The following is a 21,018-nucleotide window of genomic DNA, read 5'->3' on the forward strand; positions in this document are numbered from 1 at the left end:
CGGGCCTCCGACATCCACAAGAGCCCCGCGCGTGTCCGGTTCAGGACGTCTTGGGGCCCTCCCCGGCCCACGCGATCGCGTCGTCCAACGCGTCGACGGCGAAGATGCGCAGCTCGCACGGGAAGAGGAACGAGATGCCGTGGATGATCTCGCCGATCACGGAGTGGTCGGTCACCAGGGCAATCCGCCCCCACACGTGCGCCGGCTTGCCCTCGAGCCTCGCGTCCTGCCAGAGGGCGCCGAGCGAGTACCGCTCGAACTCCTCGCCCAGCACGAAGACGAGGTTCACCTTGTCTCCCCGCTCGATCGCGGCGTCGATCGCCGGGTCGAGGACGGCTTCGTAGTCGGATGCCTCGACGGCGCCGACGGCGCGGAATCCGAGCACGCTGTCCGGAAGGCCCTGCAGAGTCTCGATCATCGCCCCATCCTGTCGTGCCGGGCCAGCCGGGCGCCAGCATCGGCCCCGCGTGTCAGCGGTCGCGGTGATCTTCGGGGTGAAGGCGCGGCGCCTTGCGCGGCTCGCGGACGCCGCTCGCGTACAGCAGGCGGACCACCCGCTGACGCTGACCGGCCCACGGCGCGAGGAGGCGCAGCATCCCGTCGTCGTCAACCCTCTCGCCGGTGAGGGCGTAGCCGACCTCGTGCGCGAGGTGGAAGTCGCCCACGCTCACCGCGTCGGGGTCGCCCAGGGCGCGGATGCGGGTCTCGGCCGAGGTCCACGGGCCGATGCCGGGCTGGCTGACGAGCACCCGGTCGACGGCCTCGCCGTCTTCGGCGGCGAGCACGGCGTCGACGATCGCGTCGCCCCGACGCGCCGTGCGCACGACCGTCTTCGACTGGGGCGGCTCGAGACCGGCGCGGTGCCAGGCCCAGGACGGAACGTGCCTCCAGCCGTCGACGGTCGGCGGGGCGAACATGGGCCGCGGCGTCGGGCCCGGCGCGCGCTCGCCGCACCACGTGAGGATGCGGCGCCACGCGGCGAACGCCTGCATGCCCGTGATCTTCTGCTCGAAGACGGCGCACGCGAGCGCGTCGAAGACGAGTCCGGTGCGGCTCAGCCGCAGGTCGGGATTGCGGCGGTGGGCTTCGGCGATGAGCGGATGCCGCGACCCGTCGAAGGCGGAAGGGTCGTCGTCGGCGCCGCAGAGAGCTGGCAGCTGCGCGAGCGCCCACTCGCGGCCCGGCCCCCACGCGGCGCCGCGGATCACCCCGCGGTGCGTCTCGCGGATCGCGAGCGTCGCCACGCCCTCCGGCGTGCGGCTCGCCCGCCAGATAACGCTGCCCGCCACGGTCATGGTCGGGTCGTTCGCGCCGCGCCGCAGGAACAGCACCGTGCGGTGCAGATCGAGCGGATGCCGCGGCCGGTACTCGGTCTCGAGCGGCCGGCCGGCATCGGGTCGCGGGTCGCGCGTGCCCGCGGACAGCGGGAGCGGCGCGACGGAGGTCATGCCACGACGATACGCCCCGGCCTCCGACATCCCCAGTCCGCGGATGCCGCTCGTCGCCCCTCCCATCGCCTGAATCCGACGAGCGACGGGCGGCCGCGAAGAGTCAGAAGCGGTCGGGCGAAGGCGTGCCGTGGCCGTAGCGGATCACGACGTCGGCGTGGCGGTCGAAGCGGTATCCGACGCCGCGCACCGTGCGGACGATGTCCTCGTACCGGCCGAGCTTCGCGCGCAGGCGACGGACGTGCACGTCGATCGTGCGCTCGCCCGGCGCGTCGTCATCGGACGCCTGCCAGAGCGACGTCACGAGCTCGGTGCGCTCGATCGTGCGGCCCTCGCGGAGCACGAGGTACTGCAGCAGCTCGAACTCCTTGAACGTGAAGGCCGCCGACTCGCCGTCGATGAGCACGCGCTTGCGCGAGATGTCGACGACGACGCCGCCGGCGGCGCGGTCCTCGTCCTCGGGCTCCTCCTGCTTGGTGCGGGCGATCGCGGACGGCTCGTGCAGCGCGAGGCGCACGACATCGACATCGCGGCCGCCCGACCCGACGGGGGCGAGGGCGACGGTGGCGTAGGTCTCGGCGTCGGGGGCGAGCTCGCCGAGCGTGCGACGCAGGGCCTCGACGAGGACGCCGAGATTGACACCGGATGCCGCGGCCTTCGCCTCGTCGATGCCGACGTAGAGCGCGAAGCCGCGGGGTGCGGTGCCCGGCGGGAGGGCACGCTGCGCGGGGGCGGCGGGGGCGGCGGGAGCGGGGGCGGGCGTGGCAGGAGCGTCGACGGTCGGGACCGGACGCGTCACCGCGCGGAGGTGACGGACGGGGGCGGTGGTGGGGCGGTCGAGGAGTGCGGTGTTCGACATGATGATGGTCCTTGCGGAACAGGAGCCCTGCCGTGGGTACGGCGCAAGAGGACTCGGATGTGCTGATGCCCGGTGAGGCGGGTGCCCTGGGCAGTGCCCGGTGAGGGCGGCCCTTCGTCGGGCGATGTGCGAGGCGTCCGGGTCTGCGTGATCGACGCAGGAAATCCCGGGGCTTCGGGGGACTCGCTCAGCCGTTGTTCAGAAGCGGCGGGCGGGTCCGGCGGGTCACCGTGCTAGTGGCACATTCGACAACACATGGCAACGCGGCCGGCCATCATCATGCCGGCAGCTCCGTTCGCCTCCCAGGCGGACAGTGAGCGTGCGTTGTCAGTCATGTGGCCGATTATGACGGAGTGGGTCGTAAGGCGTCAAATCGCTCGGCCCCGGCATCCGGATCATGACGAAGTGTGACACTTTGCTCACTCGACGGGACGAGCGGTCTCATCGCGCGAAAGATGAGATTTGTTGGTTAATTCCACAAATCGCTTGCGCATCCTCGACGAACGTGCCTAACATGCCTGTCGAAGCGTTTCCGCGAAGCGTTTCGAATGAAAACTTCCGACAGACGACGAGGTCGACGTGGCGAACATCAACGAGGTGGCCGAGGCCGCCGGGGTGTCCATCAGCACCGTCTCGTACGCCCTGAGCGGAAAGCGTCCCGTCGCCCCCGACACCCGCCGGCGCATCGAGGAGGCCGTGCGCGAGCTCGGCTACAGCCCCAACGCCGGTGCCCGCATGCTGGCCGGGTCGCGCACGCAGATCTTCGCCCTCACCGAGCCGCTGCGCAAGGACACCCACGCCCCGACCCACATGGCGTTCGTGCTCGCGACCGCGGTGGCTGCGCGGCGCAACGACTACGACATCCTGCTGCTCACCGACGAGCAGGCGCACGCCGGCATGAGCCGCGTTGCCGCCAACGGCCTCGTCGACGCGATCCTCGTGCTCGACGTCGCGCCGGACGACGCGCGCGTCGACCTCGCCCGGCAGATCGTCACCCCGACGGTGTTCATCGGCATCCCCGACGACAACGAGGGGCTCATCTGCGTCGACCTCGACTTCGAGGCCGCCGCCGCCCAGGCGGTGGACCTGCTGGTGGACGCGGGGCACACCTCCATCGGGCTGGTCGGCCAGGCCGAGGCCGCCTACGTGAAGTCGAACTTCCCCCCGAGGGTGCGCGCGAGCGTCCTCGCCCGCGGGGGGCACCGCGGCGTGACGGTCGCCTACGGCACGACCGGGAAGAAGCGCGCCGACCGCGCCGCCGCCCGCCGCACCGCCGGCGACCTGCTCGACGCCGGCGCCACCGCTCTCATCCTGCACTGCGCGGAGGAGGCGCACGCCGCGGTGCTGACCGAGCTCGAGGAGCGCGGGCTGAGTGTGCCGGGCGACGTCTCGGTCATCTCGGTCGGCGCATCCTTCGACACGACCGCGCTCGCGGCGGCGGTGGACTCGATCCCCCTCGTGCCCGAGACGTCGTGCGACCTCGCCGTCGAGCTGGCGCTCGCCACGCTCGGCGCCGATCGTCCCGAGCCCGGGGTCCGGCTCATCCCGCCCACCTACAGTCCGCATGGCACGATCGCCGCACCGCCGGGCTCCTCGACGTCGGAGGCCGCGGCGCCCTGAGCCGAGGCATCCGATCCCGCGTTTCGCCGCCCGTCATCGAAGCGCTTCGATCACAACTGAATCCCCCGCACCGACCAATGCAGGTCATCCAGAAAGGAGTGCCACCGATGGCACGAATCACACGCAAGAACGCACGACGCGGCCTCGCCGCGATCGGCGCCCTGACCGTCGGCGCGATCGCGCTCGCGGGCTGCGCCGGCGGCTCGTCCGACTCCGGCGACGGCGACACCCTCAAGCTCTGGCACTACGAGGGCGAGGACAGCGCGATGGCCAAGGCCTGGAACGAAGCCATCGCGATCTTCGAGGAGGAGACCGGAGCGACCGTCGAGTTCGAGCAGAAGTCGTTCGAGCAGATCCAGAAGACCGCCAGCCAGGTGCTGGACTCGGATGCCGCGCCCGACCTGATGGAGTTCAACAAGGGCAACGCGACCGCGGGCTTCCTCGCCTCGACCGGCCTCATCGCCGACATCTCGGACGCCGTCGACGAGTACGGGTGGGCGGACAAGCTCGCGCCGTCGCTGCAGACGACCGCGAAGTACTCCGAGGACGGCGTCATGGGCGGCGACGCCTGGTACGGCATCCCGAACTACGGCGAGTTCGTCGGCGTGTATTACAACAACGACGCGTTCGCGGAGGCCGGGCTCGAGATCCCGACGACGTACGACGAGTTCGTCGACGTGCTCGACGCCTTCGTGGCGCAGGGCATCACGCCGCTGGCCGAGGCGGGCGCCGAGTACCCGCTCGGGCAGCTCTGGTACCAGCTCGCACTGTCGCAGGGCGACCGGCAGTTCGTCAACGACTACCAGCTCTACGAGAACCCGGTCGACTGGCAGGGTCCGGAGTTCACCTACGCGACGGAGACCCTCCAGGACTACGTCGACAAGGGCTACATCGCATCCGACGTCTCGTCGGTGAAGGCCGAGGACGCGGGGGTCTCGTTCATCAACGGCACCGCGCCGATCTTCGTGTCGGGCTCGTGGTGGTACGGCCGCTTCGTCGAGGAGGCCGGCTTCGACTGGACGCTGCAGGCCTTCCCGGACTCGCAGCTCTCGCTCGGCTCGTCGGGCAACCTCTGGGTCGTTCCGGAGAACGCCGCCAACAAGGAGCTCGCGTACGAGTTCATCGACATCACGATGCGCCCGGAGATCCAGGCGATCATCGGCAACAACGGCGGCGTGCCCGTCGCCGCCGATCCGGCCGACATCACCGACCCGAAGAGCCAGGAGCTGATCGCGGCGTTCAACGGCGTCCTCGACCAGGACGGGCTCTCGTTCTACCCCGACTGGCCGGCCGCGGGCTTCTACGACGTCATCGTCCAGCAGCTCCAGGGCCTCGTCACCGGCACGCAGGACGCCGAGACGACCAACGCCAACCTCGGCACCGAGTACGAAGCAGGAACAGCGGACTTCCGCTGACCCGACCGGCGGTGGGCGGCGGCAGCGCCGCCCACCGCCCGACAGGAGTCCCACCATGTCCGTCATCACGCGCGCCGAGCCCCGCACCCGCACGAGGCTTCCCGCCGACGAGCCGTCGATCCCGCAGCGCCGCGGGGGAACCGCGGGGTACTGGCTCTACCTGCTTCCCGGGTTCGTCCTGCTGCTCGTCATCGTCGTCATCCCGCTGCTCTTCAACGTCTACCTGACTTTCACCGAGTGGCGCGGCGTCCGCACGCCGGAGTTCATCGGGCTCGAGAACTGGGCGGAGATCTTCACCGACCAGAAGTTCTGGACCTCGTTCGCGAACTCCATCTGGATGGTCATCGCGATGGTCGTCGTCCCGACGATCGTGGGCCTCATCGTCGCCGCGCTGCTGTTCGACGTCGTCGGACGCAAGTTCGGCGGCAAGGTCGGCAGCTTTCTGCGGGCCACCTACTACCTGCCGCAGATCCTCCCCATCGCCGTCGCCGGCATCGTCATCGGCTGGCTCTTCCGGCCGGGCGAGACCGGGGCGATGAACCAGATCCTGAGCGTCGTCGGCATCCCCGCCGTCGACTGGCTCGGCCAGATGCCCTCCGCGCTGCTCGTGCTCATGCTCGTGCTCGTGTGGGTGCAGCTCGGCTACCCGATCGTCGTGTTCATGGCGGCGCTGCAGCGCGTCGACCCTGAGCTCTACGAGGCGGCCGAGCTCGACGGCGCGAACTGGTTCCAGCGCTTCGGCGCCATCACGCTCAGCATCATCAGGCCCGAGGTCTTCGTCGTCACCCTCACGTGCACGATCGCGGCGCTGAAGGTGTTCGGGCCCGTGTACGTGATCACGCAGGGCGGACCGGCGGGCGCCACGCTCGTTCCCGCCTACTACGCCTACACCGAGTTCTTCACGAAGCGCGACATCGGCTACGGCGCGACCATCGCGACGGTCCTCACGATCCTCGTCGTGATCGTCTCGATCATCTTCATCCGCGTTCAGAACTCCCTGGAGCGCAAGGAAAGGGCGGGACTCTGATGGCCGCGACGACCGCAATCATCACCGGAGGCAAGACCCGCGTCCGCCCCCGCGGCGGCATGACCAAGAAGCGGGCTCTCGACTGGGTGCTCCTCGCCGCCGTCATCGTCGGCGCGCTCATCGTGCTCGTGCCCTTCTACCTGATCCTCGTCAACGCCTTCAAATCGCCGGTCGACTACGCCACGTCGGGGCCGTTCGCCCTTCCGCAGGCGATCGACTTCACCGGCATCCAGGCCTTCTGGGAGCGCGTCAACTTCCCGCAGAAGGTGTGGAACTCGATCTTCATCTCGGGTCTCGTGGCGGTGCTCGCCGTGCTGATCTCGGTGCTCAACGCGTTCGCGATCGGCATCGGGCGCGTGCGCGGCCGCACCTGGATCGTGCTGCTGTTCCTCCTCGCCAACCTGCTTCCGCAGGAGGCGCTCCTCTACCCGCTGTACTACATGTTCAAGTCGGTGGGCCTGTACGACAACGTGTGGTCGGTCATCATCGTCTTCACCGTCGTCCAGGCCGCGTTCGGCACCTACCTGCTGGCATCGGTCTACGGCACGTTCCCGAAGGAGATCCTCGAGGCGGCGTCGCTCGACGGCGCGACGAGGTGGCAGATCCTGTGGCGGGTGGTCTTCCCGATCAGCCGTCCGACGCTGTCGGTGCTGCTCATCTTCTTCTTCATCTGGACGTGGAACGAGTTCCTCATCCCGCTGACGTTCCTGCCGTCCAACGCCAATCAGACCGTGCCGGTGGCGATCAGCGTGCTCACCGGCGATCGGCTCATGGACGTCACCACCACCGCGGGGGCGGCGCTCATCAGCATCGTCCCGACGATCATCTTCTTCCTCATCTTCCAGCGCACCCTCACGCGCGGCATCACCTCAGGAGCGGTCAAGTAATGAAGTTCACCGACGGGTTCTGGCAGCTCCGGCCCGGAGTAGAGGCGCTCTACGCGCAGGAGGCGTACGACGTCTGGCAGACCGACCGCACGACGGACGGCGCCGGCCTGGTCGTGACCGCCCCGACGACCGTCATCGCCAAGCGCGGCGACACCCTCAACCGTCCCGTGCTCACGGTGACCCTGTCGTCACCGCTGGAGGGCGTGGTGCGGGTGCGCATCGCCCACCACGAGGGCGGCCGGTGGCACGGAGGGTTCTCCCTGCCCGGCGCGGTGGACGGCGGGGCGGGCGAGGCCGCCGTCACCGCCGGAGGGGGCGGGACGCTCACGACGGGCGGGCTCACCGCGCGCATCGCGAACGGCGCGCCCTGGTCGCTGTCGTTCGAGCACGACGGCCGGGTGCTGACCTCGAGCGGGCACAAGTCGCAGGGCTACGTGAAGCTGCGGCCGGATGCCCAGGTCGACACCGGCATCGTCGGCAATGCCCGCGCCGACGAACCCGCCCCGGTCGAGCGCATGTTCGTCCACGAGCAGCTCGACCTCGGCGTCGGCGAGTTCGTCTACGGGCTGGGCGAGCGCTTCGGACCCGTCGTCAAGAACGGCCAGAGCGTCGAGATCTGGAACGCCGACGGCGGCACGTCGAGCGAGCAGGCCTACAAGAGCGTCCCGTTCTACTTGACCAACCGCGGCTACGGCGTGCTCGTCAACGACCCGGGCCACGTGTCGTTCGAGATCGGCTCGGAGGCTGTCGAGCGCGTGCAGTTCTCCGTCTCCGGGGAGGTGCTCGAGTACTTCGTGATCGACGGCCCGACCCCGAAGGACGTGCTCTCGCGCTACACCGCTCTCACCGGCCGCCCGCCGGTGGTGCCGGCGTGGTCGTACGGCTTGTGGCTGTCGACGTCGTTCACCACCGACTACGACGAGGCGACCGTCACCTCGTTCATCGACGAGATGGCCGCGCGCGAGCTGCCCGTGTCGGTGTTCCACTTCGACTGCTTCTGGATGCGCGAGTTCAACTGGTGCGACTTCGAGTGGGACCCGCGCACGTTCCCCGACCCCGACGGCATGCTCCAGCGACTGCACGACAAGGACCTGCGGGTCTGCGTGTGGATCAACCCGTACATCGGGCAGCGCTCGCCGCTGTTCGCGGAAGCCGCCGAGCAGGGCTTCCTCGTGAAGCGCGCCGACGGCTCGGTGTGGCAGTGGGACCTGTGGCAGGCAGGCATGGGCCTCGTCGACTTCACCAACCCCGCCGCGACCGAGTGGTACCAAGCGCACCTGCGGCGACTCGTCGACCAGGGCGTCGACTGCTTCAAGACCGACTTCGGGGAGCGCATCCCCGTCGACGTCGAGTGGGCGGACGGCGCCGACCCGCAGCGCATGCACAACCTCTACACCCAGCTCTACAACGAGGCCGTGCACGCGGTGCTCGTCGAGGCGCGCGGCGAGGGCGACGCGGTGCTGTTCGCGCGATCGGCCACCGCCGGCGGCCAGACGATGCCGGTGCACTGGGGAGGCGACTCGACGTCGACCTTCTCCTCGATGGCCGAGACGCTGCGCGGCGGGCTGTCGCTCGCCTACAGCGGCTTCGCGCACTGGAGTCACGACATCGGAGGCTTCGAAGGTACTCCGGATGCCGCGGTCTACAAGCGCTGGACCGCGTTCGGCCTGCTCGGCAGCCACAGCCGCTTCCACGGCTCCGGCTCCTACCGCGTGCCGTGGGCGTTCGACGAGGAGGCCGTCGAGGTCACGCGCGTCTTCACCCACCTGAAGATGCGGCTCATGCCGTACCTGTTCCAGGCGGGCGTGGACGCGGCATCCGACGGCGTGCCCCTGCTGCGGCCCCTGCTGCTCGAGTTCCCCGACGACCCCGCCGTCGTGCACCTCGACCGGCAGTACATGCTCGGCGGCGACATCCTCGTGGCGCCGGTGTTCTCGGCGTCGGGCGAGGTCGAGTTCTATCTCCCCGAGGGCGAGTGGACGAGCCTTCTGACGGGAGAGACGGTGACGGGCGGAGGCTGGCGCCGCGAGACGCACGGCTTCGACAGCCTGCCCCTGTACGCCCGCCCGGGAGCCGTCATCCCGTGGGGCGCGCGCTCGGATCGGCCGGACTACGACTACCTCGACGGTCTCGAGCTGCGGGTGTTCCCCGGCGGAACAGGCACGCGCGAGGTGACGGTCACCACACCCGACGGCCGGGCGCAACAGTTCGTCGCCGATCTCGCGGAGGTGACACGATGACACCCGTGACCTCCGCGACGATCACCCAGGGCAGCCCCGACTACCGCGATGCGGGCCTCGTCTTCCCGCCCGGCTTCACGTTCGGATCGGCCACCGCGTCGTACCAGGTCGAGGGAGCCTTCGACGAGGACGGGCGCGGCCCGTCCATCTGGGACACCTTCAGCAAGACGCCCGGCAAGGTGTGGAACGGCGACACCGGCGACGTCGCGTGCGACCACTATCACCGGGTCGAGTCCGACCTCGATCTGATGAAGGAGCTCGGCCTCGGCGCCTACCGCTTCTCGATCGCGTGGCCGCGCATCATGCCGACGGGCACAGGGCCGGTCAACCAGGCGGGCATCGACTTCTATTCGCGTCTCGTCGACGGCCTGCTCGAGCGCGGCATCCGCCCGGTCGCGACGCTCTACCACTGGGACCTGCCGCAGGCACTGGAGGATGCCGGCGGCTGGCCGGCGCGCGCGACCGCCGACGCCTTCGAGCGATATGCCGAAGTGATGGGCGGCGCGCTCGGCGACCGCGTCCACACGTGGACGACGCTCAACGAGCCGTGGTGCTCGGCCTACCTCGGCTACGGCCAGGGGGGTCACGCCCCCGGCCGTCACGAGCCCGCCGCAGCGCTCGCCGCAGCGCACCACCTCAACCTGGCGCACGGACGTGCGGTGCAGGCGCTCCGCGCGACGTCGACCGGCGACCCCGACTACTCGGTCACGCTCAACTTCCACGTGCTCCGCGGCGTCGGCGACGGCGCGGGCGAGGCGATGCGCCGTATCGACGGCCTCGCCAACCGCGTCTTCACGCACCCCCTGCTGAAGGGCGAGTACCCGGCCGATGTGCTCGAGGACACGGCATCCGTCACCGACTGGTCGTTCGTCCAGGACGGCGACCTCGCCGCGATCCACCAGCCGATCGACGTGCTCGGGGTCAACTACTACTCGACGGCGACCGTGCGACTGTGGGACGGCGTCTCGCCCAAGCAGATGAACGACGGGCACAAGGGCGCTGCGGGCGGCACGGCATGGCCCGGCAGCGACCGGCTCGTCGAGTTCGTCGAGCAGCCGGGCCCGTACACCGAGATGGGCTGGAACATCGCGCCCGAGGGCCTGGAGGAGCTGCTCCTCGGGCTGAAGGCGGACTTCCCGGACCAGCCGCTCATGGTGACCGAGAACGGCGCCGCCTTCGCCGACGCGGTGGCCGAAGACGGCTCCGTGCCCGACCCCGAGCGCCTGGACTACCTTCGGCGGCACTTCACCGCCGCGCACCGCGCCCTCGAGCAGGGCGTCGATCTGCGGGGGTACTTCGTGTGGTCGCTGCTGGACAACTTCGAATGGGGCTACGGCTACGCCAAGCGCTTCGGAATCGTGCGCGTCGACTTCGACACCCTCGAGCGCACCGTCAAGGACAGCGGCCGGTGGTACTCGCAGCTCGCACGCACCGGAGTGCTGCCCGCCTGACCTGAGCGCCGGCCGGGAGGTCGCTCCGCGAACGCCGCGACATCCCGGCCGGTCGGGCCCTCGTGGGGGAGGGCGGGTTTAGCCTGTCGAGGTGACCGACCTGCGCTTCACACACGAATCGGATGCCTCGCGCTACACGCTGCACCGCGGCGACGACCTCGTGAGCGTCCTCGACTACCGCGACGACGGTCGCACCGTGGCGATGACGCGGGCCTACACCGTGCCGTCCTTCCGCGGCCACGGCTACGCCGGCGAACTCGTCGACCGCGCCGTCGCAGAGCTCGAGCGCGCGGGTGGCCGCACCGTGATCCCGGTGTGCTGGTACGTCGCGGACTGGTTCACCGCGAACCCGGGCCGCGGCGACATCCTCACGTCGCGCCGGTCGGCCTAGGCTGCGCGGCCGACCGCGGCTGACTCACCTTGTCAACCCCCTGACGCCCGGCTCCGCGCCGCGCGAGGGTGGAGGCTGACGAGAGGAGCGAGTCATGGACCGTGACCTGCCCGAAGGGGTGATCGACGCCGACCCGCCCGGCGGCTGGGATGCCGTCGGCGACATCGAGGCGCAGGAGCGCAGTGCGGAAGCCGCCGACGCGGAATCGCTTCTCACCGACGCGACGCTGAGCCCGGACGACCCGATCGAAGGGGAGGCGGCCCGTCAGGGCGCCGACCCCGACCTCGGCATCTCGACCGAGCGCGGGGAGGAGGAGCCGTGAGCACGACGGGGAACGAGTTCGAGCAGCCCGGGGTCAACTACCCCGACCGCCAGGATGCCGCAGGCGCCGAGGCGACCCCCGGCGCGGGAGAACCGCAGCGCGATGACGCGACGGACGCCTCTCCCACGAGCGGCGGGCACCTCGAGGCCGCCGACGAGGGCGTCGGTGCGGCGCCGACGACGTCCGACGGGCCCGCGCAGGATGCCGAGCCGGCCGCTGCCGCCGCGGCTCCACCCTCGCACCAGGCCATCGGCATCGGCGTGGTCGACGGCTCCGATCACCACGGCCAGGACGAGGGCCGCGACACGCTGACCGTCGGCGAGGCCCAGCGCACGGATGGCGGGCTCGGCTCCGAGCAGGAGCAGCGGCTGCCTGCCATGTCGCAGAACGACGCCTCCGCGCTCGACAAGGTGTCGGGGATCGTGGCGCAGACGCGCGCTGACGTCGGCACCGAGCCGGTGGAACGCATCGCCGAGGTGCTGCATCAGCGCCTCGAGCAGGCGGGCGTCGACCTGCCCGACGGCGACGTCGACGAACTGGCACGCCAGATCTCGACGGGCGACGCCGCCGCTCCGGACCGGCCCTAGACCTCGAAGCCCGCCCCTTCGTGGGGCGGGCTTCGTCAGGTCAGGCGACCGCGCACGCGGTGGCGCAGGCCTCGGCGGCCCGCGCGCGGGCCCCGATGGGCCGTGCCCACGCGGCGCGCTGCAGGCGCGGAGCGAAGGCGACGGACGGGCGGGACACGGCGCCTGCCTGCGGCACAGCGGCGGCCTGCACGGCGACGGTCTGTGCCGCGGCGCGGCTGCGGATCGCCACGAGCAGCGCCTGTTCGCGGTCGCGCGACCAGGTCTCGTGGCGGTACTGCTGTTCGGCGGCGGTGACGAGCGAGAGCATGGTTTCCTCCGTTGATTCCGATGAGGTCAACGTACGCCGGGGGTCGGACATTGCCGGCGTCGCGGGAGGTGGCAGGAATCCGCTCGAACGCGGCAGTCCTCAGCCGTCGCCGACGAACGCCCGGATCTGCTCGGCGGCGGGCGCGGCATCCCGGATCAGCGTCTCGTGCCCGTGCCGCGCCACCTCGCACAGCCGCGCATCGGGCATGGCGGCCACGAGGCGCACGCACCACTCCCGCGTGGCGACGAGGTCGTTCTCGCCGCGGAGCACGAGCGTCCGCGCCGCGACTTCCGCGAGGATGTCCTCGGGGCGGTGGGCGAGCATCGCACGGAACTTGGCGCGCAGGTTCGGGCCCGCTCGCACATACTCGCGCGCGCCGAGCGCGATGACGCGCGGGCTCTCGACCGCGATGTCGCGCAGCAGGCGGCCGAGCTGCTTCGGTGCGGTGCGCGCGGCGGGGTCGACGGTCGGGCCGACGAGCACGAGGGAGGCGACCGCCTGCGGGTGACGCGCGGCAAGCTCGAGGGCGATCTGGGCGCCCATCGAGTGGCCGATCACGACCGCCGGACGATCGACGTGCGACCGCAGGTACGCCGCGACCAGGTCGGCGGTGCGCTCGATCGTGAGCACGCGGCGGGGCTCCGGCGCCTCCCCGTAGCCCGGGAGATCGATCGCGACGACCTCGGCGGCGTCGTCGAGGTGCCCGACGAGATCGGCGAACACGCTGCGGCCCATCCCGATCCCGTGGACGAGGACGTAGACCGGCTCGCCGTGGCCGCGGCGCTCCACGACGAGCGTCGCGCCGCCGAAGGCGAACTCGCGCGCCCGGCTCACGAGGCGAGCGTGGCGGACGGCGTCACGCGGCGCCGGGCTGATCGCGCAGCCCCACCCGGTCGGGGATGTCGAACTGCACCCGGCGCAGCCATTCCGGATCAGGCCAGGGACGCGAGGCCGGCAGCGCGCGCAGTCGCGCTCGGAGCGCGGCGGCGGATGCCTCCACCGGAAGCACCCGCGACGGCGCCCGGTTGGCGAGCGCGCCGAGCCACCAGTGCCGCCACGTCCCCTCGATCGACTCGGGGCCGGCCACGACGTAGTAGTCCGGCATCACGGCGTCGCCGGCGGCGAAGAGCCCCAGCAGCGTCTCGACCTCGACCTCGAGCGTGCCGAGCGTGGCGCGCTCCTCGTACAGCTCCACCCACGCCGCCGCGACATGCTCCAGCGGGTCGGCGTCGTGGACGACGTACGGACAGGATGCCGCGGCCACCACTCGCGTGGCGACGGCGGGGTCCGCCTCGCGCAGCGAAAGGGCCAGCAGGGCCGGCACGTCGGCGAGGCCGCTGAGCAGCGGCTCGCTGTCGGCGCCCACGATGGCCACGACGGTGGATCGCGGGGCGGGTTCCGAGGAGTGCGCCATATTCCACGATACGTCCGGCCGGCGCGGTCCGGGCGGCACGCGGCCGGGGTGGCGGCATCCGCTCAGCGAGCCTCGAGCACGATCGTCGAGAGGTCGGCCCCGAACGTGAAGCGCGTGTCGACGCTGCCGCCCCGCAGCACGCCCGGGAGCCAGCGCGCGGCGTCCGCCCGCATCCGGCCGTAGGGCACCTCGGCGAGGGGGAACCAGCGCGGGGAGAACCCGTCCGACCCCGTGGGCGTGCCGGTGAGGCGACGACAGACGAAGACCGTCGCACGCTGCGACCACGCCCGGCGGGTGGGGAAGTGGTGGTCGACGACGCCCGCTTCGCGGAGAGCGGATGCCTCGGCCTCCGCCCCGACGACGTCGCGGACCGCCCGCAGCGCGGCGTCGCTCGGCTGCTCCTCCGTCTCGAGCGCGCCCGTGATGCCGGCGACGCGGCCCCGCTCGCGCCCCGCGAGCACGTCGCCGAGCAGCACCTCCAGACCGCTGCGGCCGGAGCGCACGACGAAGACGGTGGACACCTCGGGTAGGGCCATGTCAGCACGATACGCCCGGTGATCGCGCCATCCGATCACCCTCGCCCGGCCTGCCTCGACGACGATGTCGGCGGACGAACGTACCGTGTGAGCATGCGGATCCTGCACACCTCGGACTGGCACATCGGGCGGTCGTTCCACGGCCACGCCACGCTCGACGCGCTCCGCGGCGTGCTCGACGCCCTCGTGGCGCAGGTGCGCGTCCACGAGGTCGACGTGGTGCTCCTCGCGGGCGACGTGTTCGACTCCGCCGCGCCCGCCGCCGCCTGCTACGGCGTGCTCACCGACGCGCTCGCCGCGCTGTCGGGAACCGGGGCGACGGTGATCGTCACGAGCGGCAACCACGACTCCGCCGCGAGGCTGGGCTTCCAATCGGCGCTGCTGCGCGACGGCGTCCACGTCGTCACCGACCCGCTCACCGTCGGCACGCCGATCACCGTGGCCGACGACCACGGGCCGGTGCACTTCTACGGCATCCCGTTCCTCGAACCCGCCCTCGTGCGGCATCTGTGGCCCGACGCCGAGCTCCGTTCGCAGCGGCTCACCATGGAGCACGCGATGGGCCTCGTGCGCGCCGACGCGCAGACCCGGGGCGGGCGTTCCGTCGCCATCGCGCACTGCTTCGCCGCGGGAGTCGATGCCACGCCGGGCGTCGAGCGCGAGATCCGCCAGGGCAGCCTCGACGTCGTGCCGCTCGCCGCCTTCGACGGTCCCGACTACGTGGCCCTCGGGCACATCCACGGCCGGCAGCAGCTGTCCCCCCGCGTGCGGTATGCGGGCGCCCCGCTGCACTACAGCTTCGGCGAGGCCGACAAGCCGCGCGGCTCGTGGCTCGTCGATCTCGACGCCGACGGGCTCGCCGGGGCGGAGTGGCTGGAGCTTCCCGTTCCCCGTCGGCTCGTGACGATCCGCGGCACCCTCGACGAGCTCCTCGGCGACGAGGCGTTCGCCTCCGCCGCCGACGCCTGGGTGTGCGCCCAGTACACCGACGGCACGCCGCAGCCCGACCCGATGCGCCGGCTGCAGACGCGCTTCCCGTTCTGCGCGACCGTCGTGCACACGCCGGAATCGGTCCGGGGGGACGGCGGGCTGACCTACTCGCGCCGCGTGCGCGAGGCTCGCAGCGACGCCGAACTGGTGGACGCGTTCCTGGTCCACGTCCGCGACGGTGAGGGGGCTTCCGCGCGCGAAGCCGAGGTCGTGCGCGACGTGATCGACGAGCGCTCGCTCGCGGAGGCGACCGCGTGAGGCTGCACCGACTCGAGCTCACGGGCTTCGGGCCGTTCCGCGAGCGGCAGGTCGTCGACTTCGACGCCTTCGCCGACGACGGCATCTTCCTCATCGCCGGCCGAACGGGCGCCGGCAAGTCGAGTGTGCTCGACGGCGTGACGTTCGGGCTCTACGGCGGGGTCGCGCGGTACGACGGCTCAGACCGACGGCTGCGCAGCGACCACTGCGCGCCCGAGGACCCGACGAGCGTGTGCGTCGAGTTCAGCGCCGGGGGCCGTCGCTGGCGGGTGACCCGATCGCCCGAGTACGAGCGGCCGAAGCAGCGGGGCTCCGGCATGACGACCGAGCCCCACCGGGCACTGCTCGAAGAGCTCGTCGACGCCGAGTGGATCGGCCGCGCCGCCCGTCCCGTCGACGTGGCGCGCGAGCTCGACGAGATCCTCGGACTCAGCCAGCAGCAGTTCCTCCAGGTCATCCTGCTGGCCCAGAACCGGTTCGCCGAGTTCCTGCTGGCCAAGAACGACGATCGCCAGAAGCTGCTGCGCCGCCTGTTCGGCACCAAGACCTACGAGGGCTACCAGGCGGCGTTCGAGCAGCGCCGCAAAGACGCCGAGCGCGAGCTCGCCGCAGCCGGCGACGGTGTGACGCTGCTGGTCGGCGAGGCGGAGCGGCTCCTCGCCGTCGACGGGCTCGCCGGCGACGCACCGGGCGACGCATCCGACGACGCCGCGGGGAGACTGGCCACGGCCGGCGTGGGCGTGCAGCGCGCCCGTTATCGTGCCGAGACCCTGGCACGCCAGCGCGACGCAGCCGATGCCGCTCACCGGTCGGCCGAAGAGGCGCACGCCGCGGCGAAGACCATGCGCCAGAAGCAGGAGCAGCGCGCCCGGTCGCGTGACGCGCTCGCCGCGCTCGAGGCGGCCGAACCGCAGATGGCCGCGGATCGAGAGGTCCTCGCCCGTGCGCTCGCGGCGGAGTCGCTGCGCGCGACGATCGACGCGGCGGCGAGGGCCTCGGTCGAGGCCCGCGCCGCGCAGAAAGGCGTCGAGCACGCGCTCGACGCCTGGTCGCGGGGGGTGGCCGACGCCGGCGACGTCCTCCCGGACACGCGAACGCTGGAGTCGCTGATCGAGCGACTCACCGGCGACCTGGCGGTGTGGACCGCAGCCGCCGAAAGCGAGCGCGACCTCGACCGTCTGACGAGCGAGCTCGCCGACGGCGCCGCCCAGGCGGCCGACTTCGACGAGCTCCTCGCGGGGCTCGACCGGCTGCGTTCGGCCTTCCCCGGGCGGCTTGCCGAGCTCGACGAGCGGTTCGCCGCCGCGCAGAGCGCTGCGGGCGTGGCCGAGACCGCTCGCTCGCTGCGGGCGACAGCTGCAGAGCAGCTCGCCGCCGCACGCGAGGCCGAGCGGCTCGGCGCCGTCGCGCGCGACGCCGAGGCCGTCTACCTGCGCGCGAGCGGCGACCACGATCGCGCCCGCGCCGCCGTCACCGCGCTCCTGCGGCGCAGGCTCGCCGGGCACGCCGCCGAACTCGCCGCCGGGCTCGTGGACGGCGAGCCGTGCGTGGTGTGCGGCGCGACCGAGCACCCGAGCCCCGCACCGGTCTCCGACGATCCCGTGTCCGACGAGCAGGTCTCGACGGCCGAGCGCGCGCGCGACGCGGCGGCCCGCGCCGAGGCGACGGCCGCCGATGCCGCTCGTCAGTCGAGGGAGGCGCACGCGGCAGCCGCTGCGCGCGCAGGCGGCGAGGGTGTGGAGGCGCGGGCACTCGCCCTGGCCGAGGCAGAGGCATCCGTCGCCGCCGCCTCCGAGGCGGTCGCCCTGCGCGACCGGCTCACGACCGAGCGCGCCGAACTGGTCGCCGCCGAGGCGCAGGCAGCGAAGGAGCGCGACGCGCTCGCGGCCGAACTGGCCTCGTCGCGCGAGCGGCTGGCCGCACTGGCCGCCGACATCGCGTCGACGCAGCGCACCGTCGACGACGCGCGCGGCGAGTTCGCCACGGTCGCCGCACGCATCGCCGAGGCGACGACGCGCCGCCGACTCTCCGCTGCGCTCCTCGAAGCGCTGACGGCGGCCGACGCGGCACACACGGGCGCCGACCGGGCGGAGGCCGATTGCGCGGCGAGGGTCGAGGCGTCGGCGTTCGCCGGCGTCGACGACGCGTCGTCGGCGCTGCGGTCCACCGAAGCCCGCGCCCGGCTCGACGCACGCATCCGCGAGCACGAGGTGTCGCTGCGCACCGAACGCGACCGGCTGCGCGACCTCGAGCTCGACCTGGCCGGTGCTCCGGAAGAGCCGGTCGACCTCGCCGCCGCCGCGGCCGAACTGGTGGCCGCCCGCGAGCGATGGAGCGCCGCGGTCGACAGCGCCGCGCATGCGTCGCAGACGGCGGAGCGGCTCGACGACCTCGTCTCGCGCGCGCTCACCGCCCACGACGCCATCGGCGCACTCGCCGGCGACCACGCGGTCATCGCGCGACTCGCGAACACCGTCGCCGGTCGCGCCCCGAACACGCACCGCATGACCCTCGAGTCGTTCGTGCTCGCAGCCGAGCTCGAAGAGATCGTCGAGGCGGCGAATCTGCGCCTGTCCGACATGTCGTCCGGGCGGTACCGGCTCCAGCACAGCGATGCGCTGGCCGCCCGCGGCGCCGCGTCCGGTCTCGGGCTCCAGATCATGGACGCGCACACCGGCATGCCCCGCCCCGCGCAGTCGCTGTCCGGAGGCGAGACGTTCCTGGCGTCGCTCGCGCTCGCACTCGGTCTGGCCGAGGTCGTCACCGCCCGTGCGGGCGGGGTGCGCCTCGACACGCTGTTCATCGACGAGGGCTTCGGCTCGCTCGACGACGACACCCTCGAACTGGCGATGCGCACGCTCGACGAGCTCCGGCAGGGTGGACGGACGGTGGGTCTGATCAGCCACGTCGCCGCGATGAAGGACCAGCTCCCGGCGCAGCTCTCCGTCGAGGCGACGCCGCACGGGCCGAGCGTCATCATGCAAGACGTCGCCGCCGGCGTCTGACAGAGGATCGCCGCCCGGCCGGTCGCCATTGCCTCGCTCGATACGCCGGAGTATCGTTCGCGCCAGGATCGTTCCTGGGGGATCCGATTCAGGCCCGACCACCGGCACCGTCCGGTCGCGGCAGCGCGCCGCCCTCCACTCCCGCCACACCGTCGTACGGAGTCCATTCACATGCGCACGTCACACCGGGCGCGTCGCGCCCTTGCCACCCTGGCCGCCTCCGCGGTCCTCGTCACGACCGGCCTGTTCGGCGCTTCGGCCGCCCACGCCGCACCGCTCCCGCCCGACAACGTCACGGTGATGGCCGCCCTCGGCGACTCCATCACGCAGGCCTCCATGACCTGCAGCAGTCTGGCGAACTGCCCGAGCAACAGCTGGGCCACCGGGTCGACGGCATCCGTCAACTCACATCTGCTGCGACTGCGGGCGACCGCCGCACCCGACAACGCCGCGGGCTTCAACAACGCGGTCGCCGGCGCGGCATCGGGCGCGCTCAACGCGCAGGCGCAGAAGGCGGTGACGCAGGGCGCCCGGTACGTGACGATCGAGATCGGCGCCAACGACGCCTGCACCAAGACCGCCGCAGCGATGACCCCGACGGCGACCTTCAAAGCCAACGTGCAGGCCGCGCTGGCGACGCTGTCGGCGAGCTCTGCCGCTCCGCAGGTGTTCGTGGCCAGCATCCCGAATCTGCAGAGGATGTACGACCTGAACAAGTCGAGCTTCAGTGCGCGCCTCACGTGGGGGCTGCTCGGGATCTGCCAGTCGATGCTCGCCAACCCGACGAGCACGAAGGCCGCCGACGTGCAGCGGCGGGCAGCCGTGCAGCAGCGGGTGAACGAGTACAACCAGGCGCTGGCAGAGGCGTGCGCGGCATACGTGACGTGCCGGTGGGACGGCGGCGCCGTCGCCGCCTACGCCTTCACCAGGGCGGACATCTCGACGCGGGACTACTTCCACCCGTCGCTGGCCGGACAGGCGACGCTGGCCGCGATCACCTGGCCGAAGACCCAGTGGGCGTCGTAGAAGGGTGACCGCGGAGACGCCGAGGGCGGGCCGGTCCACCGACCGACCCGCCCTCGCCACCTCCTGCTATTCGGAGAGGTGCTGCTCCGCAGCGCCGTACACGGCGTCGTAGAAGCGCGCGGCCTGCTCCTCGGAGAAGGGTCCGGACTCGCCGGCGATCGAGGCGATGAAGACGTCCCTGCCCGCCTCGCCGCCCAGCAGGAGCGCCTGGCCGATGGAGACCAGCGTCTCGTCGGGGTAGATCTGGTCGATCAGCTCAGGCGTGATGCTCGGGTCGACCTCCTGCATGAGCGCGGTGATCTCGGGGCGCACGGCCTCCAGATAGGCCGCTTCGTCGTACGCGCCGGCGGGAGCGTCGGTGCCGCCCTCGCCCTCGCCCTCGGCGGACTCGTCGTCGGTGCCGGCGTCGGCGGACTCGGACTCGGACACGGACGGCGACGGCTCTGCGGCGCCGGTGCTCGAGAAGCTCCCGATGGTGAGGAAGACGGCGAAGGTCAGCGCGCCGATCCAGGCCAGGCCGCCCAGCACCGAGATGGCGATCGCGCCGATGCCGAGACCCTTGCCGCCCTGCTTGCGGCTCGCGAGCGTCACGATGCCGAGAACCAGGCTCACGAGCAGCAGCACGCCGCCGAGCACGGCGAGGATCAGCGACACCCACGCGAGGGGGATGAACGCGGCGCCCACGAGAGCGAGACCGCCGATCGCGACGGCCAGGGCCGTCCAGCCGAGGGTGCGCGGGCGGTCGGCCGCGGAGACCGGAGCCTCGGGCGCCGTGCCGTAGGGCGCGTCGGCGACGCCGGCCTGCGCGTAGGGCGGCTGGCCGTACGCCTGGTCGCCATAGGCGGCCTGCGGCTCGGCGGGCCGGCCGTACGCGGGCGACCCGGCAGGCGGGTAGGCCTCGGTCGCCTGGAAGTCGGCCGGCGGGTAGGCCTGCGTCGCCTGCACGTCGACGGCGTCGGCTGCCGGCGGGTACACGTCGGTGGACTGCGCGTCGGCTGCCGGCGCATACGCCTCGGTGGGCTGCGCGTCGGTCGCCGCGCCGACGTCCTGCGCGTCGGCAGCCGGCGGAGCCGGCGGAGCCGGCGGCGCGGGCGGTGCGGAGTCCACGCCGGTGGTGTCGGCCGCCTCCTCGGGCTGTGGGGGAGTGGGGTCGGAGGGAGTCGACATGGAGATCCTTGCTGCGGAGTCGGTGGGGGAGAGCGCGACGGCAGGAGACGCCGGTCGCGGCCTCCCAG

At 72.0% G+C, this 21,018-nt stretch carries 20 protein-coding genes; 12 read left to right on the top strand and 8 right to left on the bottom strand.

What is annotated here, in order from left to right; translation table 11 throughout:
* Positions 1 to 40: 40 nt before the first annotated feature.
* The 3 genes from OB08_RS00265 to OB08_RS00275 all read right to left on the bottom strand — a co-directional run bounded on the left by OB08_RS00265 (position 41) and on the right by OB08_RS00275 (position 2,307).
* A complete protein-coding gene (locus OB08_RS00265) occupies positions 41 to 418 on the bottom strand; it encodes a SpoIIAA family protein (protein ID WP_461470904.1) in 378 nt (125 codons plus the stop codon).
* A gap of 52 nt (positions 419 to 470) precedes the next feature.
* Positions 471 to 1,448, bottom strand: a complete 978-nt coding sequence (locus tag OB08_RS00270) for a DNA-3-methyladenine glycosylase family protein (RefSeq protein ID WP_461470906.1) — start codon at positions 1,446 to 1,448, stop codon at positions 471 to 473.
* 103 nt (positions 1,449 to 1,551) lie between these two features.
* The gene (locus OB08_RS00275; RefSeq protein ID WP_461470908.1) at positions 1,552 to 2,307 is read right to left on the bottom strand and encodes a winged helix-turn-helix domain-containing protein; all 756 of its coding nucleotides are present in this window, start codon (positions 2,305 to 2,307) and stop codon (positions 1,552 to 1,554) included.
* Between the two features lie 579 nt (positions 2,308 to 2,886).
* Between OB08_RS00275 and OB08_RS00280 the strand changes: the two genes are divergently transcribed.
* The 9 genes from OB08_RS00280 to OB08_RS00320 all read left to right on the top strand — a co-directional run bounded on the left by OB08_RS00280 (position 2,887) and on the right by OB08_RS00320 (position 12,247).
* On the top strand, positions 2,887 to 3,927 hold the full coding sequence (locus tag OB08_RS00280) for a LacI family DNA-binding transcriptional regulator (protein WP_461470910.1): 1,041 nt from the start codon (positions 2,887 to 2,889) through the stop codon (positions 3,925 to 3,927).
* 107 nt (positions 3,928 to 4,034) lie between these two features.
* Positions 4,035 to 5,342, top strand: a complete 1,308-nt coding sequence (locus tag OB08_RS00285; protein WP_461470912.1) for an ABC transporter substrate-binding protein — start codon at positions 4,035 to 4,037, stop codon at positions 5,340 to 5,342.
* Between the two features lie 55 nt (positions 5,343 to 5,397).
* Positions 5,398 to 6,369, top strand: a complete 972-nt coding sequence (locus OB08_RS00290; protein ID WP_461470914.1) for a carbohydrate ABC transporter permease — start codon at positions 5,398 to 5,400, stop codon at positions 6,367 to 6,369.
* The gene (locus tag OB08_RS00295) at positions 6,369 to 7,256 is read left to right on the top strand and encodes a carbohydrate ABC transporter permease (RefSeq protein ID WP_461470916.1); all 888 of its coding nucleotides are present in this window, start codon (positions 6,369 to 6,371) and stop codon (positions 7,254 to 7,256) included. Before OB08_RS00290 ends, OB08_RS00295 begins: the two co-directional genes overlap by 1 nt.
* Positions 7,256 to 9,496 carry an alpha-xylosidase gene (yicI, locus tag OB08_RS00300; RefSeq protein WP_461470918.1) on the top strand — a complete coding sequence of 747 codons (2,241 nt, stop codon included), beginning with the start codon at positions 7,256 to 7,258 and terminating at the stop codon, positions 9,494 to 9,496. Before OB08_RS00295 ends, yicI begins: the two co-directional genes overlap by 1 nt.
* Positions 9,493 to 10,947 carry a GH1 family beta-glucosidase gene (locus OB08_RS00305; protein WP_461470920.1) on the top strand — a complete coding sequence of 485 codons (1,455 nt, stop codon included), beginning with the start codon at positions 9,493 to 9,495 and terminating at the stop codon, positions 10,945 to 10,947. Before yicI ends, OB08_RS00305 begins: the two co-directional genes overlap by 4 nt.
* Positions 10,948 to 11,038: 91 nt before the next feature.
* Complete coding sequence (locus tag OB08_RS00310) at positions 11,039 to 11,338, top strand: GNAT family N-acetyltransferase (RefSeq protein ID WP_461470922.1); 300 nt, start codon at positions 11,039 to 11,041, stop codon at positions 11,336 to 11,338.
* 94 nt (positions 11,339 to 11,432) lie between these two features.
* Positions 11,433 to 11,660 (top strand): hypothetical protein, encoded by a 228-nt coding sequence (locus OB08_RS00315; protein WP_461470924.1) that lies wholly within the window; start codon positions 11,433 to 11,435, stop codon positions 11,658 to 11,660.
* Positions 11,657 to 12,247, top strand: a complete 591-nt coding sequence (locus OB08_RS00320) for a hypothetical protein (protein WP_461470926.1) — start codon at positions 11,657 to 11,659, stop codon at positions 12,245 to 12,247. Before OB08_RS00315 ends, OB08_RS00320 begins: the two co-directional genes overlap by 4 nt.
* Before the next feature lie 40 nt (positions 12,248 to 12,287).
* Here OB08_RS00320 and OB08_RS00325 read toward each other — a convergent pair whose 3' ends face one another.
* The 4 genes from OB08_RS00325 to OB08_RS00340 all read right to left on the bottom strand — a co-directional run bounded on the left by OB08_RS00325 (position 12,288) and on the right by OB08_RS00340 (position 14,504).
* Positions 12,288 to 12,554, bottom strand: coding sequence for a hypothetical protein (locus OB08_RS00325; RefSeq protein ID WP_461470928.1), 267 nt, complete (start codon positions 12,552 to 12,554; stop codon positions 12,288 to 12,290).
* A 99-nt stretch (positions 12,555 to 12,653) separates the two neighbouring features.
* Positions 12,654 to 13,388 (bottom strand): alpha/beta fold hydrolase, encoded by a 735-nt coding sequence (locus tag OB08_RS00330; RefSeq protein ID WP_461470930.1) that lies wholly within the window; start codon positions 13,386 to 13,388, stop codon positions 12,654 to 12,656.
* Positions 13,389 to 13,410: 22 nt separating this feature from the next.
* Positions 13,411 to 13,968, bottom strand: a complete 558-nt coding sequence (locus OB08_RS00335; protein WP_461470932.1) for a hypothetical protein — start codon at positions 13,966 to 13,968, stop codon at positions 13,411 to 13,413.
* A 62-nt stretch (positions 13,969 to 14,030) separates the two neighbouring features.
* Complete coding sequence (locus tag OB08_RS00340) at positions 14,031 to 14,504, bottom strand: NUDIX domain-containing protein (protein WP_461470934.1); 474 nt, start codon at positions 14,502 to 14,504, stop codon at positions 14,031 to 14,033.
* A gap of 93 nt (positions 14,505 to 14,597) precedes the next feature.
* Here OB08_RS00340 and OB08_RS00345 point away from each other — a divergent pair, with 93 nt between their 5' ends.
* From OB08_RS00345 to OB08_RS00355, 3 genes are all read left to right on the top strand, one after another.
* Positions 14,598 to 15,752 (top strand): exonuclease SbcCD subunit D, encoded by a 1,155-nt coding sequence (locus OB08_RS00345; protein ID WP_461470936.1) that lies wholly within the window; start codon positions 14,598 to 14,600, stop codon positions 15,750 to 15,752.
* Complete coding sequence (locus OB08_RS00350) at positions 15,749 to 18,757, top strand: AAA family ATPase (RefSeq protein WP_461470938.1); 3,009 nt, start codon at positions 15,749 to 15,751, stop codon at positions 18,755 to 18,757. Before OB08_RS00345 ends, OB08_RS00350 begins: the two co-directional genes overlap by 4 nt.
* Positions 18,758 to 18,928: 171 nt before the next feature.
* Positions 18,929 to 19,783, top strand: coding sequence for a GDSL-type esterase/lipase family protein (locus OB08_RS00355; RefSeq protein ID WP_461470940.1), 855 nt, complete (start codon positions 18,929 to 18,931; stop codon positions 19,781 to 19,783).
* A 66-nt stretch (positions 19,784 to 19,849) separates the two neighbouring features.
* On the opposite strand, the gene OB08_RS00360 is transcribed toward OB08_RS00355, so the two are convergent.
* Positions 19,850 to 20,950 (bottom strand): hypothetical protein, encoded by a 1,101-nt coding sequence (locus tag OB08_RS00360; RefSeq protein ID WP_461470942.1) that lies wholly within the window; start codon positions 20,948 to 20,950, stop codon positions 19,850 to 19,852.
* Positions 20,951 to 21,018: the final 68 nt, after the last annotated feature.

It is taken from the genome of Microbacterium sp. HJ5 (assembly GCF_054824025.1).

Excerpts from the sequence above, each read along its gene's own strand:
- OB08_RS00270 (WP_461470906.1), bottom strand. The coding sequence starts at position 1,448 with ATGACCTCCGTCGCGCCGCTCCCGCTGTCCGCGGGCACGCGCGACCCG.
- OB08_RS00360 (WP_461470942.1), bottom strand. The coding sequence starts at position 20,950 with ATGTCGACTCCCTCCGACCCCACTCCCCCACAGCCCGAGGAGGCGGCC.
- OB08_RS00325 (WP_461470928.1), bottom strand. The coding sequence starts at position 12,554 with ATGCTCTCGCTCGTCACCGCCGCCGAACAGCAGTACCGCCACGAGACC.
- OB08_RS00335 (WP_461470932.1), bottom strand. The coding sequence starts at position 13,968 with ATGGCGCACTCCTCGGAACCCGCCCCGCGATCCACCGTCGTGGCCATC.
- OB08_RS00275 (WP_461470908.1), bottom strand. The coding sequence starts at position 2,307 with ATGTCGAACACCGCACTCCTCGACCGCCCCACCACCGCCCCCGTCCGT.
- OB08_RS00285 (WP_461470912.1), top strand. The coding sequence starts at position 4,035 with ATGGCACGAATCACACGCAAGAACGCACGACGCGGCCTCGCCGCGATC.
- OB08_RS00340 (WP_461470934.1), bottom strand. The coding sequence starts at position 14,504 with ATGGCCCTACCCGAGGTGTCCACCGTCTTCGTCGTGCGCTCCGGCCGC.
- OB08_RS00355 (WP_461470940.1), top strand. The coding sequence starts at position 18,929 with ATGCGCACGTCACACCGGGCGCGTCGCGCCCTTGCCACCCTGGCCGCC.
- yicI (WP_461470918.1), top strand. The coding sequence starts at position 7,256 with ATGAAGTTCACCGACGGGTTCTGGCAGCTCCGGCCCGGAGTAGAGGCG.
- OB08_RS00305 (WP_461470920.1), top strand. The coding sequence starts at position 9,493 with ATGACACCCGTGACCTCCGCGACGATCACCCAGGGCAGCCCCGACTAC.
- OB08_RS00295 (WP_461470916.1), top strand. The coding sequence starts at position 6,369 with ATGGCCGCGACGACCGCAATCATCACCGGAGGCAAGACCCGCGTCCGC.
- OB08_RS00315 (WP_461470924.1), top strand. The coding sequence starts at position 11,433 with ATGGACCGTGACCTGCCCGAAGGGGTGATCGACGCCGACCCGCCCGGC.
- OB08_RS00265 (WP_461470904.1), bottom strand. The coding sequence starts at position 418 with ATGATCGAGACTCTGCAGGGCCTTCCGGACAGCGTGCTCGGATTCCGC.
- OB08_RS00345 (WP_461470936.1), top strand. The coding sequence starts at position 14,598 with ATGCGGATCCTGCACACCTCGGACTGGCACATCGGGCGGTCGTTCCAC.
- OB08_RS00290 (WP_461470914.1), top strand. The coding sequence starts at position 5,398 with ATGTCCGTCATCACGCGCGCCGAGCCCCGCACCCGCACGAGGCTTCCC.